The sequence below is a fragment of the Actinotignum sanguinis genome (assembly GCF_030230305.1).
In the GTDB taxonomy this organism is placed as follows: Bacteria; Actinomycetota; Actinomycetes; order Actinomycetales; family Actinomycetaceae; genus Actinotignum; species Actinotignum sanguinis.
This window is the reverse complement of the sequence record NZ_JASPCQ010000016.1, coordinates 16,709-31,986: the sequence shown is the minus strand read 5'-3', so window position 1 is coordinate 31,986 and position 15,278 is coordinate 16,709. Positions and strand designations below refer to the sequence as shown.

The following is a 15,278-nucleotide window of genomic DNA, read 5'->3' as shown; positions in this document are numbered from 1 at the left end:
TTCGCCGCGGCGGGTAAATGTTGCTCCGATGGTCATATTCGCCTCCCTGTGCATCGGCGATTGGTGATGAGTGATCGCCGATTGGTGATCGTTGAAGAATATATCAGATTGGGTGGGTGGGGGCTAGACCTCGCGGGCTGCCGTGACGATGTGGCGAGGCGAATTTCGGGAGGGGGTGAGGTGTCTGCGTTAAATATGAAGTACGGGCCTATACGGTAGTGATCAATGACATATTGATGTATAATTAATATTAATGTACCGCATGGATAAGTGGTGCATGTCGTAAAACCAATGACTATTTCAAGGGGGAAAGATGTCAATTACAACAGGAACTATGCGTAAGAAAATTGCTAGCCTCATTCCCAGATTTCCATTCGGCATGGTTCACTAAGCTAAACAAGACCTACCGGACGGGAGCTTGGTCTGCTTCCATGCGCATGGGCTGGCCGCGGGATGCCCGAATCGATTATGGGCGGCGGTAGATAAACAGCAATGAAAAGAGGCTGAGGGGGACTGGTCCCCCTCAGCTCTCTCATAACTAAACTAAGTAAAGAGGCTTGCGGCAATGGCGATAGACGTGATCGGGCTTGATTTCGCATATAAAGCCCAGCAGGAACAACGTATTATTTTTTCGGGTGCCACGGCGAGCTTTTCACCGAGCCGTTTTTACGCACTCATGGGCCCTTCCGGTTCCGGCAAAACCACGCTCTTCCGCATTCTCGCCCGCGAACTAGAACCTGAAGCGGGAAAAATACTCATCGCAGGCAAAGACCTTGCCAGCATCCCACCGCGTGAATTGCGCGCATCGGTCATGCGCCGGATTTTCCAGGACTACCTTCTCATTCCGTTTTTATCACCCCTCGACAACCTCCTTTTAGCTGCTGAGATCACCACGGGAACTTCCGGCAAAGAAGATAAAAAACGTGCGCTTGAGCTTTTAGACCGCGTGGGGCTAACGGAGCATGCGTATAGGAACGTTGATCTACTTTCTGGTGGTGAACAGCAACGAGTCGCTATCGCACGGGCATTAATGGGCTCGGCGCGAATCCTTCTTGCGGATGAACCCACCGGGGCGCTCGACCGTGACAACACTGAACATATAGCTCTTTTGCTCGCTGACCTTGCTCACGAAGAGGGCCTTATTGTGATTGCGGGTACTCACGATAGCCAGTTCGCTGCTCATGCCGATGCCATTGTTCGCATCAGTGAGCATCAGCTGATTCTGGAGTCGTGACCATGGGTAAACAACGCGTCCTCCTTATCCTCAAGATGGCGGGGCAACGGTCTTTCGCCACCTTGCGAACCGCACTCCTGGCACTCATTGCCGTAGCCTTAGCGGCCACGGTGGCTGCCTGCGCATCCGCACATGGGCGTGCAGTGGAACGTGGTGCTACGGCTTCGTTTGGCTCGTATTTCCAGCAAGTGACGGGAAATGCTGCCGTGCAAAATTATATGGAAAAGCTTGGGAGCAGCGGTCGCGCGGTGGCCCTTTCCCGAACCCGAGCGAATCTTCTCTCTGCACAAACCCAAAGCGCCGCGGTTGCTGATGTAACTATGACCAGCGGTCCCGCGAACATCGGAGTATTGCGCCAGGGAAGTTATCCGGTGCGGCCGGGGGACATCTCCATCAGCGTGGAAACTGCCCGGCAATTAAACCTGAGCGTGGGTGATGTTCTTGAACTTGTCGATACTCAGGCCGCAGAGGGGGATAAGACCGGAACCGCTGCGGAATTCCGGGTGAGCGGCGTGACCGAAAACCCCGCCTCCATTCGGGAGCTAAGCGCCGTTGCATTGACGGATAGCTCGGATGTACTCAGCCAAGCCGATGTGTGGCTTACCAACGAACCGTTGGCGCCGATTGAAGTTGAGCTTACCCGCGGTGGTGGGCAGGCGACGACGGCCGCGGTGACATCAGCGCGAATGGGCGCATACACACTCAGTAATCAGGCTATCCCACCGCAATTGGCATGGTTTATTGGCTTGGTGATGCTCAGCGTGGTGATTGTGGCTCTCTACGGATCGGGCCGGTCGCGAAGGCACGAGATCTACCGGATCCTCCTTTCTCTCGGGGATACCCGGTGGAAGGCTTCCGTAACCACGTGTGCATCCGCCACAGTGACCGCCTTGGTCGGAGGGATTCTCGGGTGGGGTAGTGCTGCCGCGGCACACGTGAGTTTTGCTGGGGCCCTCGGAGAGTATGTCGAACAGCGCTGGGAAGAACCGGAATGGGGAGCCATTAACTCAACAGCAGTAGCGGTGCTTCTTCTCGTGCTTATCGGTGGTGTGCTCGCCGCTGGTGCGACGGTTTTCTTCGAGGCACACCAGCACCGCAGAAAACTGCACGGTGAGATATTTTCACGGCGAATGTTATTGGGGATTGGGATTATCGGCACGGTGCTCACTGTAGCTTTCGTCGCAGCACGGCAACTGTATATCTTCCCTTACGGGCACTACGCGGCGATGATTGCGGGTGCTTTGAGCATTCCGAGTCTCGCCTACGCACTTCAGCCTGGAAGCCGGCGTTACCCTGTTACCGCTCGTCTGGCACAGCGGATGCAGAAAATGGCGTTGGTGGGTATGGCTGTGGTTTTCGTCCTTTCCTATTACGGTTCCCTTTACGCGAGTAGTGTGGCGGTGCTAAGTAACTGGACTAGCCGTCAGGTGAGCGGTGAAACAAGTTATCTCTCCATCACGGGTGCTAATAAGAACGCCGTCGATAACCTGATGCAGCGCTACCCAGAGATATCGGAGCGGACCGCTATTTTCGGTGACGTAGCAACACACGACCGGATGTATAGAATTGTGGATCCTGCGGGAGCTCCATGTATTCAAAGCGCGTCGGATCTAGGTGATTGCCCTACCGCAGCGCTGGACCTGGTCATGGTCGCTTCCGGCGGGCTTCTTGACCGTGCGTACGTTAACCATGCTCCGGCTTCTTTCGTTTCCGAAAATGGGGCGACGACGCTACTCGGAATCGCGCTTTCTGACGGGCAGGTAACTGGGACTTTTACGGCTGATGGTCTTATCGCGGATGAGCGCCTGGAAAACAACGTGCTCAGCGGTTTGATTCTCCCACCCGATTCTCCGCTACTCACGCAGTTAGGTGTGGGGGAACCATATTCTTATACAGCTATTATTTTTGGCTTCGGAAGCCTTTCTGATGAAATCCGCGACGGTATCCGCTCCACGGTTTTATTGGAAGCGCCCTTCGCGTTCCTTGTTGATCCAGATGAACCAGGAATACGGCAATTGAAGGCGCAAGCGGTAGTGCGCCAGCTGCTGGCCCTTTTGGTAGCACCCATCGTTCTGCTAGCAACAGTGACGGCCGTGGTCTCTGAACAAACGACGGAACGTCGGCTCATTGAGTTGGGCGGCGGAGGGAATCGCGCTCGTTGGCGTTTGGTGGCACCATTGATTATCAGTTACGTGCTCAGCCTTGGCTCCGGGGTTATTCTTGGCCGGTTGGCCGCAATGGACCGTCTGCCCTTCACATATTCTCCAGTGACGCATAACTATGGATGGTTGTGGGCGCTCACGCTCGTGGGGTTGCTTGCCGTACTCCCTGCGCTGCGATTGGGAATCCGACCTGTCGCAGAAAATGTGAACCGCCGGTGAGCTCCCTAGCGTATCGCTTCATAAGAACTCACTCGACCCGGCTCTACCCGAGCACCAGGCCGGCGAAGAACGCCGCGATGCCGAGGAGGAAATTCCCGAGCAGGAGGCTGATGCAGGCCCAATAGCGGTGCTTTTCGAAGAGGGTGAGGGCGTCGGTCATCGCCGTCGAAAAAGTAGTGAAACCACCCAAAAAACCGGTGGTGACGTAAAGACTGTACGGGCCGATCCAGGCGGAAAGTACCCCGCCGCCGGTCACCAGCCCGAAGAAGAAGCAACCAATCACATTGACCGTGAAAATCCCGGCTGGCCACGTTGGCTTGAGCCACGCGGTGAGGGACGAATCGAGAATCCCGCGGCATAGGGCACCCAGCCCACCGGCCACACCAAGAAGTAGTAGCGTCACGCCGCATCACCGCCCGCATTGCCACTGGTGTTACCGCCGCTATTGCCGCCTGCGCGCCGGGGCATCGCGTGCCGCTGCACCGCGTTTCGAGGCAGCGCGGGGAAGCGCCGGCCCAGAGCGCGCCCGCAGGTCATCCCGGCAAAAGCTAGCAGGAAACCGCCGAAAAGTGTGCCTCCCGCCGTCAGCCCTGCCAGGCGCGCTAGTTCTTCGGGCGCCCCGCTGAGAACCTCGCCGGTGGCCAAGTTGGCGCTAAGCGCCACGAAACTCGAATAGGTGGTGAAGCCACCGCAGAAACCGGTGCCGAGCAGGAGACGCAGCCGGGCGCCGTACCGGTGCGCGCCAGTGGTGAAGAAACCAGTGGTGAAGAAACCGGTGATGAACCCGAGGAGGAGAGCCCCCGCAAGATTGACGATAATCGGCGCTGCCACGCTCGGGACGAGCGCGCGGGCAACCGTGCCGGCCCCACCCCCGAGGAAAACAAGGAGAAGTCCGGATGCGTCCCGATAGAGCGGGCGAGCGCTAGGCGTAGAAATAGACCTGGGTGTAGCCGTGTTATTTTCCTTTCTCACGCGCGGGTGCTTCGCCGGGGAGCACGGTCACGTAACCGCCTTTATCGCTGGCAATATGCCAGGTTCCCCCGAAGTGTGCGCTGGTCCAATCGAGCACCTGCTGAGCATCCCCGTGGCCGGATTGGGGCGCGAAAACCACCGCGTTTGCGCCGGCATTCCCGCGGGTTCCCTCCCAGTACACGGTGTTATTTGGCACCAGGTAGGCCAGCATATAAATATCGGTGACCACGTGGGAACCATCTGGAACCGCGGCCAGGGCTTCCCGCGCGCCGGCGCGCTCCTCCGCGGCCGCTCCGCCATAACGCCCCTGGAGCCACCAGCCCACCGCGTTCGCGCGCGTGCCCACCAGGGTGGCGATCGCGCTGGCGACCAGGGCGAACACGATCAAACCGCGCTTGAGGTGGCCGCCGCGCGTGCTGTATCCGCTGCGCCGGCCGTTCTTGCCGTGCTCCGTGTTCTTAGCGTGCTCCGCGAGTTCCCTCAGCTTCGCGGAGCGCCCTAGCCGCCCCAGCCCGTCCAGTAGCGCGATGGTGGCAATCGGCATGAGCACGGCTGAATAATGCCAGCCCAGCCCCCAGTAGTGTTCCACATTTCCCGTGAAACGCCAGGCCAAGGTGGGGAGCATGAGGAGAATCCACGGGCTGGCCAGGCCCACCACCCCGGCAGTGCCCAGCAGTACCGCCAGGGTCACCAGTTTCGTGTGCGCGCCGGTGAAAAGCCCGGCATCACCCGCGAGGCGATCCGTATAATCCCAGGCGCCGTCCGGATTGAAAGCCGGCAGGAGCACCCATATAGAAAGTACGAACCAAAGCGCACCCCATACCGCCAGACCCGCAGCCCAGCGCCCCGCCGGGCTTGCCCAAACCGCTCGCGCTCGCGCTGTCCGAGTCTGCGCCGCCGTGGCGGCGCCGTCGTCGTTCCGCACCGCCGCGCAGCGGCCCGCGTGCCCGTGCGCGAAAAACTCCGCCAGCAGCGCGGCCGCACCGAAGGCCACCAGGGTGAGGCCGAGGTCTTCTTTGACGAAAACGAGCATGCCGAGCGGAATCACCGCGCGGCGGTAGCGGCCCTCCACCCAGGCCGTCAGCCCGAAAGCAAGCAGCGGCACCGCGAAAGCGATTTCGTGGAATTGCGCGGCCACCGCGGCCGAAAGCCCCCAGGACACCGCATAGATCAGGCCAAACGCTACTCCTGCCCCGGATCCGCAGCGCGCCCGCGCCAGGCGGGTGAGCGGAATCGCGGACACCGCAAAAAGCGCATTTTGCACAATGAGCAGGGTGGCGCCGCTGGGCCACAGCGCAAAAATCGGGCCGAGCACTACCAGGATGGGATGGAAATGATCGCCCCACAGGTTGAAGCCGGGACCTTTAATATCCACGATGGGGGTTTCGAGGTGCGCGTAACGCTGGGCGAGCTGCGTGAAAATACCCAGGTCCCAGGAGGACGTCTGGAACGAAGCCCACTGGTGCAGCGAAAAAGCGGTAAAAAGAATAAAACTGGCGAGCGCCACCAGGTAGGGAACCGGGTCGGTGCGCAGCGGGCGGTACCAGGTCGCGGTGCGAAGCGCCGGCACCCGGCGAACCACCCGCATGCGGCGAGCCATCATCATCCGTTCCTCACCTTCCGTCCGTACCGTCGCGCGCCACCACAACATAGCCGGCCTCCTCCGTGACAATATGCCACTGCCCGCCTACTTTCGCGGTAATCCAGGCCACCACCTGGGCGCCATCCCCATGGTTGAGCCGGTTGGAGAACACCACCGTGTCAATATACGCGTCCGCGTAACTATGCTCCCAATACACGGTATTACCTGGGACAACGTAGGCCATCATGACCACGTCGGCGAGGATGTGCCGCCCGGTGCCGGTGGCTGCCACCGCGGCGCGGGCACCCGCGCGCTGCTCGGCGGTTTGGGTGGCACCGTAATCGGAAAAATACACGTACTGCTGGGTATTGGAGCGCCCCGTCACCCAGGAGCCGAAGCCATTGGAGGCGGTGCCGAGCACGCTGGAGACCAATGCGAGGGCGAGGGCAGCTGCGGCCAGGCGGGGGCGGAGGGCGAGTACGCCGAGGGCCTCGCGCTGCACGGTAGCTTTGGATTCCTGCGCCTGCGGCGGTGGTACGACGCCGCCGCGCGCACCCGCCCGCGCGAGCCCATCGGTCAGCGCGACGGCAATCATCGGCGCGAGCACCGCCGAATAATGCCACAAAATAGTCCAGTAGTAGGGGTTGTCTCCCACGAAACGCCAGGCGAGGGTGGGGAGCAGCAGGGCTGCCCACGGGCTGCGCAGTCCCACGATTCCCAGGGCAGCCACGATATAGCAGAGCGTGCCCCAGCGATTGGGCTCGAGGAGCATGCCCGCCAGGTCAAGACCTTCGCGGACCCGCCCGGCATAATCCCACTGCCCGGAATTATTGAAAGCCGGGAGGATAACCTGGGTGGCGGCCAGGAACCACGCGGTGCCCCAGGCCGCCAGGAAAGCGCCGATGCCAGCCAGCTCGCGCCAGTCGTGCGCGCCAGCGCTGTTGCGTTTCCCGGCGCTGCCGGGGTCGGTGCGGTCACCCCCGCGCGCCCCGCGCCAGCTGAGCAGCGCGACCAGCACCCCGAAGCACGCCACCGTGAGGCCGAGATCTTCTTTCACAAAAACCAGCAGCGCCATAAGTACGGCCGCCCGGGTGGTGTGCCTCTCCAGCCAGGCGGTTAGCCCGAAAGCAAGCAGCGGCACCGCGAAAGCGATTTCGTGGAATTGCACCACCAAGGCGGAGGTGAGTCCCCAGCTGGCAGCATAAGCAACCCCGATGATGGTGCCCGGCACCGCACCCACCCGCGCGCGGGCGAAGCGCGCGATGGGATACACCGAGATCCCGAAGAGCACCGCTTGGAGGGTGAGTAGGCTCATCCCGGAAGGCCAGAGCCGGAACAGTGGCCCGGTGAGCAGCAAAATCGGGTGGAAATGATCGCCCCACAGGTTGAAGCCCGGCCCTTTAATATCCACGGTGGGCGGGAAGAGCCCGCGCGCATACTGGTCGGCCAGCTGGGTGAAAATGCCCTGATCCCAGGAAGGGGAGGAGAAGTTCACCCAGGTATACCAGGAAAAGAACATATATACGGCGAAAGCCCCAGCGGCCAGCAGCAGCGCCGTCGTATCACAGTGGCTGCGCACCCCCGCGAGTGCCGCTCTGCCGCGCATTAGATAATGTCCTTCTTCTGGAGGTGGCGCAGCGCGAACCACCCGATAGGTACCCGCGCCCAGAAAGTGAGCAGCCGGTAGAGAATCGCGGTGGAGAAAGCCACCGAATACGGTAGGCCCGCAATGGTGAGGCCGCCGGTGAGTGCCGCTTCCACCGGGCCAATACCACCCGGGGAAGGCACCAGTGATCCCACCGAATTAGAGACCAGGTAGGTGATTGCCAGTGTGACCACCGGGAGGGTTTCCCCGAAAGCTGCCAGGGAGAAACCGAAGGCCGCCACGAAACTCACCGTCATGAGGAGCGATCCGCCGAAACCGGCGAGAATTCGGGAGGGGTGGGTGGCGAGCCACACCACGCGCGGCCACACCTGCTCGATGGTGGGGCGCACCAGTTCAATAACTTTGCGGCGCAGCGGGCGAATAAAGTAAACCGCCGCGCCCAGGGCCGCCACCGCCGCCACAATGAGCATGACGGAGGTGCTCGGGATAGAAAGATTCCCGAAATCGCCGGTGAGCAGCCCGAGGGCCAGAAGCAACAGCACCGTGGTAATAAACTGCGCGATCTGCACGAGGGATACGGTTGCCACCGCCACCGGGGTGGCAACCTGATTGCGCTGCAGGTAGCGCAAATTGAGGGCGAGCGGCCCGATCCCGGCCGGCATAACCAAGCCCAGCACCGAGGCGGCGATCTGCACCTCGCTGGTTTCCCACAGCGGCAGCCGCTCGGCCGTATATGCCTTCAGGCACAGCGCCGCGCCCACGTAGGTCGCGAAACTGGCGATAAACGCGGCGAGCATCCACCACGGGTTAGCGCTGCGAATCGTTTCTTGGAGCTCGGTGAAATTAATGGAGCCGAGCAGAATGAAGATGGCAAGCACCCCGATGACGATGGTAATAATCGTCTTCGCGGAGAATTTGCGCAGCTGAATGGTTTGGGTGGCCGTGCCAATATCCTGCGGGAGCGCCTCCAGCAGCACTTCGCGCATGCGCTGCACGCCTTTTTTATCTTCGAGCTCGGCCAGGGTTTGCGCCGGCATAATGGTGCGTTGCACGGTCGGGGCCACCGAGGAAAGCCGGTCGCGGGAAATGCAGCGCAGCGCGGAGGCGACGGCGCGTTCCGGGCCCACCGCCACCGCCTGGAGGAGGTAGAGCTGCGCCAAATCAATATGCCGGGAAAGCTCATTGGAAGAAAAACTGCCGTTGCGCCAGTGGGTGATGACCACGTCGTCTCCACGCACCGCGACCACCCCGGCGCGGATATCGTGGTGGGTGAGCCCGCGGGCGTGCGCGCGTTCGAGCGTGGACCACATGGCGTCCAGCGCCGCATCGGAGATTTCTTCCGGCGCCAGATCCGTGAGGGGAACGGCCTCGATATCAGCAAAAGCGACGACGGCGGACGCGCCAGCCGCCGCGTAATGGGCATCGCGCCCCGGGGCCACCCCGGCGTGAACAGCGAGTGCTTCCATAAGGAGGGTGCGTTCGGCGGTTTCCTCCACGTTATCCCCGGTCCGCTGGGTAACCTGGGTGAGGGTGGCCCGCTGCCAGGCGCTGGCGAGGCGCCCGAGGACCGCGCGATCCGAGTCAATAAGCGCGGCGATGTAATGGGCGCCGTCGGCCAAGGTAACTACGTAGTGGCGGGAATTGACGTCTCCGATAAGCGGGTGGACATCGTGGCGGGCCCGGGTAATGAGGGCGCGCACGTTAATATCGTCGTCCGGTTCGCCCAGCGGGTAGCTGCCCGCAGCGTTCGCGGGAAGCGGGCCCTCGTGTTCCGCGGTGGCCGCGGCGGTGAAAGCGGCATCGGCCTGCCCGATGTGCCCGGTGAGCGCCTCGCGGAGCTCCTTGAGAATCGCGGTATCCACATATCCGAGCGGCCCGGTCACGGGAACGGACCACGCGTGCATATCGGCATCGTCGCCCGCATCCACACGGATAATGCTGCGCGCGTCCAAGCCGGCGCGGCGAATAAGAGTAACGACGGCGGCGCCGGTGGCGCGGTCGGGCGAATCCCCGAAGGCATAGAGCGCGAAATAGCCGCAGGCCATCCCCACGAATACGGTGGTCAGCGCGCCGGTGAGTGTTTGGGCGCCCTGGAGCACGGAGAGCACCAGCACGATTCCCAGTGCCCACCAGCCGGTGCGTACCAGCCGGCCCTGGCGCTCGGAAGCCGCCACTACCAGGATGGTGGCGATAATCGAAACGTAGGGGAGCATGCCCACGGCGGCCTGTTCCTGGATGGTGTCTGAGAGGTCGATGGTGATTTGCGAGGTGGGCATAAAGCGCTCGAAAAGCCACAGGGAGCCGTAGCAGATGGCGAGCGCGCCGGCCATGGCCACCAGCGCGGTTATCAGGGTGCGCCAGCGCCGGTAGCGGATGATATCGAAGAACAGTAGGAGGGGGAGGAAAAGCGAAACGAGGCCCTCGAGCACGTTAATGGGCATGGAAAAAATAGTGCGGAGGGTATCCGGGGCCGCGTTCGCGACATCGTGCGTAACGGCCACGGTAGTGGTGTAGCCGAAGCGGGAGATGAGCAGCATCCCGGCGATGGCCAGGGTGAAAAGGATGCCGCGCAGCAGGTTGGCCGGGCGGCGGGTCCAACGTGCGATTTCGTCCACGAGGAGCACGCGGTGCACGGCGGGATCGGCGGGTACGTTCGCCGCAGCCGGGGCGGGCTGTACCTCCGCCGGCTGAACCGGGCTCGTATCCTCGTTGTGGCGCACTAGCCCAGTCTAATTGATGGGTAGGGCTTTCTCCTGTGACCCGGCCCGGCTACTCAGCCCGGCGCAGCCGCAGCGAATTGAGTACCACGATAACCGAGCTGGCGGCCATGGCCGCGGCGGCTAATCCCGGCAGGATAATCCCGGCCACCGCCGCCGGAATGGCGATGAGGTTGTAGCCGAAAGCCCAGGCTAGATTCTGGCGTATCACCCGCAAGGTGGCGGCGGAGATGCGCAGCGCCGCCCCCACGTTGCGCAGATCGGAGTTCACGATGGTGATATCGGAGGCAGCTTTGGCCACGTCCGTGCCCGAGCCCATGGCGATGGAGAGATCCGCGGCGGCTAGAGCTGCGGCGTCGTTCACCCCGTCTCCGACCATCGCCACCCGGGCGCCGGCTGCGCGTGCCGCTTCCACCACCCGGACTTTGTCCGCGGGGAGGACTTCGGCGTGCACGGTGTCGATTCCGGCGGCGCGGGCTACCGCCCGCGTGGTGGCCGCGTTATCCCCGGAGGCCAGAATCGGGGTGAGGCCCAGATTCTTGAGCTCGGCAACGGCCGCGGCGGAGGTGGGGCGCAGCTGGTCGCGCACCGTGATAAGGGCGAGGGCTTCACTCCCGCGGGCAGCATCGCAGCGCGCCAGCATGACCAGGGACGCCCCGCCACTGGCGGCCTCCTCCAGCGTGCTCTCCCAGTCGGCCACATCCACCCCGGCTTCGCGCAGCGCGCGCGGGGAGGCCGCGTAGTAGCGCTGCCCGCCGATGGTGGCACGCACGCCCTGCCCGGCCAGATTCTCAAAATCGGTAGCGGGCCTCAGTTCCAAGCCCTCCGCGCGGGCCCCGGCCACAATCGCGCGGGCGAGGGGATGCTCGGAATAGTTTTCCACGCTTGCGGCCAGGGCTAGTGCTTCTGTGCGGGTGGCGACGGCGCCACGTCCACCCGCACCTGCCGGTGGAAGAACAACCCGGTCCAAGGCCATGGTGCCGGTGGTGAGGGTACCGGTTTTGTCCAGAATAATGGTGTCCACGCTATGCGCGTTTTCCAGGGTTTCCGGGCCGTGGATGAGGATGCCGCGCTGGCTGGCTCGCCCGGAACCGACCATGAGCGCGGTGGGGGTAGCCAGGCCCAGGGCGCAGGGGCAGGCCACCACCAGTACAGTAATCGCCGTCATAATCGCCAGGTCAAGAGGATTACCGAGAGCGAGGCGCACCCCGAACGTCACGAGCGCAATGAGGATAACCGCGGGCACAAAAACCGCTGAGACGCGGTCCGCCAGCGCCTGCACGGGGGCTTTCCCGGATTGGGCTCGGGTGAGGAGGCGGCCCATCTGCGCCAGGGTGGTATCGCGGCCCACCCGGGTGGCTCGCACCCGGATCGCGCCCGCGGTGGTGAGGGTTGCTCCTGTCACCTCATCGCCCGGTCCCACGTCAATCGGGGTGGATTCGCCGGTGAGGAGGCTGGCGTCTACCGCGGTGGTCCCGGAGACCACCACCCCGTCGGTAGCAATTTTCGTACCGGGGGCCACGAGGAATTCGTCTCCGACGGCCAGTTCGCTGGCAGGGATGATTTCATCAACGTCCGCTCCGGTGGCGGTGCGTACCCGGCGTGCGTCGTCGGCACCTAAAGCGAGGAGGGAGCGCAGCGCATCTCCCGCGCTGCGGCGCGAGCGGGTCTCAAGCCAACGCCCCAGCAGCAAGAAGGTGACGATCATGGCCGCGGTTTCGAAATACACGTGGGATCCGTGCGCGGCGCCGGTGGCGAGTGCGTGGATTCCGGTCATGGACATGCGGTAGTCCGCCCCGCCGGCTCCGCCCCACAGCAAGGCCCAGGTGGACCACCCCAGTGAGGCCAGGGTTCCCAGCGAAATAAGGGTGTCCATGGTGGTGGAGCCGTGGCGCAGCGCGGCGGCGGCCGAACGGTGGAAGGGCCAGCCGCACCACAGTGCGATCGGGAGGGTGAGCGCGCCGATCACCCACTGCCAGTACGGGAATTGCAGGGCCGGGATCATGGAGAGCCCCACCACGGGGATGGAGAGGGCTAGCGAGATCCAAAAACGCCGCCGCAGCGCAGCGATGCGGGCGCTCGTTCGGGCCTCGGCTGCTTCCCGGACTTCGGAGGCTGCGCGGGCGGATTCGGCAGATGTGTTCGGGTGTGCGGTGGTCGGATGCGCGGCGGCGGACGGATCGGTATCGCGCGTGCGGGCGCTTGCGTTCGCATCCTCGCTGCGCACGGCCCTTGGGGTGAGTTCCGTGCGGGAAATGAGCCGGGCTTCGTAGCCGGCTGCGCTGACCTGGGTGAGGAAATCGGTGGTGTCGAGCTGGGCCGCGGCCTCGCTGAGTTCCAGGTGGGCTTCGTCGGTGGCCAGGTTGACGGTGGCGCGCACCCCGGGCAACTTATTGAGTTTCTTTTCCACCCGCGCCACACAGGACGCGCAGGTCATTCCGGAAATCGCGAGGTTTACTTCTGCAACGGGGGCGGCGTCAAGTTTTTCGGTCGCGGTGCTTGCGGTGTTCCGCGTGGGGTGGAACGACGGCGCAGCTGCGGCCTGTGGGGGCTCGGACACGAAAAATCTCCTAATATGTGGGCGCACATGAGTGGGCTGCCGCGGGTGGTGGTTCGCGGCAGCGGGTGCTTATCACGGCAGCGGGTGCCTAAGAATATGTGTGAGTGGGTGGTGTTTAACGAATAATCTCGGTCACGGTGTAGTCGCCAGCTTCGGCTACCGCGGCTGTGAGGTCAGCGTCGGAAAAATCGTGCGGGGTGTAGACGAGCACCGAGGAGGTGCCTTCCGGGTTCAGAGTGACGAGCACGCTGTTAACATCCGGGAGCGCATCGAGTTCCGCGCTCACGTGCTTGACGCAGTTTTCGCAGGTCATCCCGGTGACTTTCAGTTCGATAGTGCGATCAAATTCTTCTGTTGCCATGGTGCGCCTCCTTCTTCAGCCCCGCGGTGGGGTGCACCCGGTTTAACACGAATCTACGCGGTGCTATTCCCAGGTCTCTGAACCTGGAGCGATAAGGGGAATTCCAAGTGCTTGCGCAGAGTTAGCAAGTTGGCGGTCATATGTAACTATTGCTTTTAAGTCATCGCTCAACAGTAGTGCGGTTGCAAGGTGGATAGCATCTAGACTCCGTAAAACTACAGGTTCTAATGTGCCGGCCACATCACAAATCTGAGAGCTAATACGGATGAGGGTTAAGGCTTGGAGAATCATTCGAGCTTTTGTGCGTTTCTCCGCACCCAAACGCCCGGCAGCGCGCATCAATTCGACTCTTGTTAGATCTGAAGTGTAGCAATGCTGGGTGTTATTTCGTATCCAGCTCCTGAAAGCGGGGCTTTCCGGTTCTTCATGCAGTATTTTTACCAGCGCGGAGGTGTCCAAATAGAAAGCCATTAGTAGCGTTCTTCCTCACGCATCTGTTCCAAAATTTTACTTGCAGATATTCCAGTAGGTTCAGGCGAGGGTTCAAGTACTGCCTCCCACGGGACCGTAGCTTCTCTTATCAGACCGCTATCGCGGAGACGTTGTATCGCCGATTCTTGCCACGGCACGATTTGAGCAACCGGCCGGCGTCGATCAGTAACTGTAACGACGTCCCCCTCGGCTACTTGGCGTAGTACCTGAGAAGCGTTTTGCCCGAGTTCTCGCAATCCCACAATGCTCATGTACTACATTGTAGAACATGTGTTGTTGTTGGGGAAGGGTGCGAATTTGTAATCGCGGCGATGATTTTTAATTGACGATATTGTGTTCGTAGTCGGACGGGAACCCACCTGTTAATGGTTCGAGGCTCGCTATTTACTCTCCCGACAGCGCGAGGGGGATGGCGTAAATCCCGTCGAGGCGGTGGTACTCCTGGGCGACGGTGTTGAGGATCATGAGCAGCTGGTCGCGTTAGCGATTTTCACCTCAACTCCGGCGATCTCTCCGTTAGGGCCTTTAACCGCTTATAAATCGCTCGCGTATGGTAAAACCTGGTACCAACCGACCGTTAGCAGGCTCCCTATGCCACTTTTAGCCGATTTTAGCCGATTTTAGTCGAGTTCTGCGCGGCTCTGCCTCCCCGCAGCTTAGCGCCCCCGCCGGTTAATAACCACGCGGTGAATAATCCACCCCACCGCGACCACGAGGCACACCGCCACCACGATCTTCGCGAAAATCCCCACGTAATCTTCCACGATGGTCCAATTCGCGCCCAGCAGGTACCCGGCGTAAATAAGGATGGTATTCCAGATAGCCGAGCCAACCGCTGTTAGCGCGGTAAATTTCAGCATCCCCATATTTGTTACGCCCGCGGGAAGTGAAATAAGGGAACGGAAAATCGGAATCATACGCCCGAAGAACACCGTCCAGCTGCCGTGTTTATCGAACCAGGCTTCGGTTTTATCCACGTCGGATTGTTTGGTGAGCGGGAACCACAGCAGAATCTTGCGGGTGCGTTCGCGCCCCAGCCAGGCGCCCAGTCCGTACAGCAGCCAGGCCCCCGCGAGCGAACCGGCGGTACACCAGAGGATCGCGCCGATGAGCGTCATATTCGACGTGGGCGAGGAGGCCGTGAACCCGGCCAGCGGCAAAATCACCTCGGAAGGCAGCGGCGGGAAAATATTTTCCAGCGCGATGAGAAGCGCCGCCCCGAAACCGCCGATAGCGTCCATCACACTGACCACCCAACCGGTGATTCCGCTCAGCGCACCCGGGTCGCTTCCCGGCGCGGGTGCGGTGGCCAGGACGCTCGTCCATGCTGCTACGTTCACGCTTCTCCTCTGGTTGCGGCACCGCGAGCCGCG

Annotated in this window: 12 protein-coding genes; 2 read left to right on the top strand and 10 right to left on the bottom strand. The window is 62.0% G+C overall.

The features are described from left to right. Positions 1-565 precede the first annotated feature (565 nt). Together QP828_RS07775 and QP828_RS07770 are read left to right on the top strand one after the other, a co-directional pair. Entirely contained in the window at positions 566-1,234 is a 669-nt protein-coding gene (locus tag QP828_RS07775; RefSeq protein ID WP_274732958.1) for an ATP-binding cassette domain-containing protein, read from the top strand. A 2-nt stretch (positions 1,235-1,236) separates the two neighbouring features. Then, positions 1,237-3,615 carry an ABC transporter permease family protein gene (locus QP828_RS07770; RefSeq protein WP_274736517.1) on the top strand — a complete coding sequence of 793 codons (2,379 nt, stop codon included), beginning with the start codon at positions 1,237-1,239 and terminating at the stop codon, positions 3,613-3,615. A gap of 43 nt (positions 3,616-3,658) precedes the next feature. Here QP828_RS07770 and QP828_RS07765 read toward each other — a convergent pair whose 3' ends face one another. From QP828_RS07765 to QP828_RS07720, 10 genes are all read right to left on the bottom strand, one after another. Continuing rightward, positions 3,659-4,018, bottom strand: a complete 360-nt coding sequence (locus QP828_RS07765; protein ID WP_274732954.1) for a fluoride efflux transporter FluC — start codon at positions 4,016-4,018, stop codon at positions 3,659-3,661. Further along, the gene (locus QP828_RS07760; protein ID WP_274732952.1) at positions 4,015-4,587 is read right to left on the bottom strand and encodes a fluoride efflux transporter FluC; all 573 of its coding nucleotides are present in this window, start codon (positions 4,585-4,587) and stop codon (positions 4,015-4,017) included. Before QP828_RS07760 ends, QP828_RS07765 begins: the two co-directional genes overlap by 4 nt. Further along, positions 4,571-6,238: a DUF2079 domain-containing protein gene (locus tag QP828_RS07755; protein ID WP_274732950.1), complete on the bottom strand. Its 1,668-nt coding sequence runs from the start codon at positions 6,236-6,238 to the stop codon at positions 4,571-4,573. The genes QP828_RS07760 and QP828_RS07755 overlap by 17 nt, the downstream gene beginning before the upstream one ends. After that, complete coding sequence (locus QP828_RS07750; protein ID WP_274732948.1) at positions 6,201-7,775, bottom strand: DUF2079 domain-containing protein; 1,575 nt, start codon at positions 7,773-7,775, stop codon at positions 6,201-6,203. Before QP828_RS07750 ends, QP828_RS07755 begins: the two co-directional genes overlap by 38 nt. Beyond that, complete coding sequence (locus tag QP828_RS07745) at positions 7,775-10,495, bottom strand: lysylphosphatidylglycerol synthase transmembrane domain-containing protein (RefSeq protein WP_274732947.1); 2,721 nt, start codon at positions 10,493-10,495, stop codon at positions 7,775-7,777. The genes QP828_RS07750 and QP828_RS07745 overlap by 1 nt, the downstream gene beginning before the upstream one ends. A 49-nt stretch (positions 10,496-10,544) precedes the next feature. After that, positions 10,545-13,052 carry a heavy metal translocating P-type ATPase gene (locus QP828_RS07740; protein ID WP_274732945.1) on the bottom strand — a complete coding sequence of 836 codons (2,508 nt, stop codon included), beginning with the start codon at positions 13,050-13,052 and terminating at the stop codon, positions 10,545-10,547. 115 nt (positions 13,053-13,167) lie between these two features. After that, entirely contained in the window at positions 13,168-13,413 is a 246-nt protein-coding gene (locus QP828_RS07735) for a heavy-metal-associated domain-containing protein (RefSeq protein ID WP_126135841.1), read from the bottom strand. A 63-nt stretch (positions 13,414-13,476) separates the two neighbouring features. Beyond that, positions 13,477-13,884, bottom strand: coding sequence for a type II toxin-antitoxin system VapC family toxin (locus tag QP828_RS07730; RefSeq protein WP_274732943.1), 408 nt, complete (start codon positions 13,882-13,884; stop codon positions 13,477-13,479). Beyond that, positions 13,884-14,156 carry a type II toxin-antitoxin system Phd/YefM family antitoxin gene (locus QP828_RS07725; protein WP_274732941.1) on the bottom strand — a complete coding sequence of 91 codons (273 nt, stop codon included), beginning with the start codon at positions 14,154-14,156 and terminating at the stop codon, positions 13,884-13,886. Before QP828_RS07725 ends, QP828_RS07730 begins: the two co-directional genes overlap by 1 nt. 405 nt (positions 14,157-14,561) lie before the next feature. Then, positions 14,562-15,245: a DedA family protein gene (locus QP828_RS07720; protein WP_274732939.1), complete on the bottom strand. Its 684-nt coding sequence runs from the start codon at positions 15,243-15,245 to the stop codon at positions 14,562-14,564. Positions 15,246-15,278 lie beyond the last annotated feature (33 nt).

What these genes read in the sequence shown, in the direction of transcription:
- QP828_RS07770 (WP_274736517.1), top strand. Translation starts at nt 1,237, where the DNA reads ATGGGTAAACAACGCGTCCTCCTTATCCTCAAGATGGCGGGGCAACGG.
- QP828_RS07735 (WP_126135841.1), bottom strand. Translation starts at nt 13,413, where the DNA reads ATGGCAACAGAAGAATTTGATCGCACTATCGAACTGAAAGTCACCGGG.
- QP828_RS07750 (WP_274732948.1), bottom strand. Translation starts at nt 7,775, where the DNA reads ATGCGCGGCAGAGCGGCACTCGCGGGGGTGCGCAGCCACTGTGATACG.
- QP828_RS07775 (WP_274732958.1), top strand. Translation starts at nt 566, where the DNA reads ATGGCGATAGACGTGATCGGGCTTGATTTCGCATATAAAGCCCAGCAG.
- QP828_RS07725 (WP_274732941.1), bottom strand. Translation starts at nt 14,156, where the DNA reads ATGAGCATTGTGGGATTGCGAGAACTCGGGCAAAACGCTTCTCAGGTA.
- QP828_RS07755 (WP_274732950.1), bottom strand. Translation starts at nt 6,238, where the DNA reads ATGTTGTGGTGGCGCGCGACGGTACGGACGGAAGGTGAGGAACGGATG.
- QP828_RS07730 (WP_274732943.1), bottom strand. Translation starts at nt 13,884, where the DNA reads ATGGCTTTCTATTTGGACACCTCCGCGCTGGTAAAAATACTGCATGAA.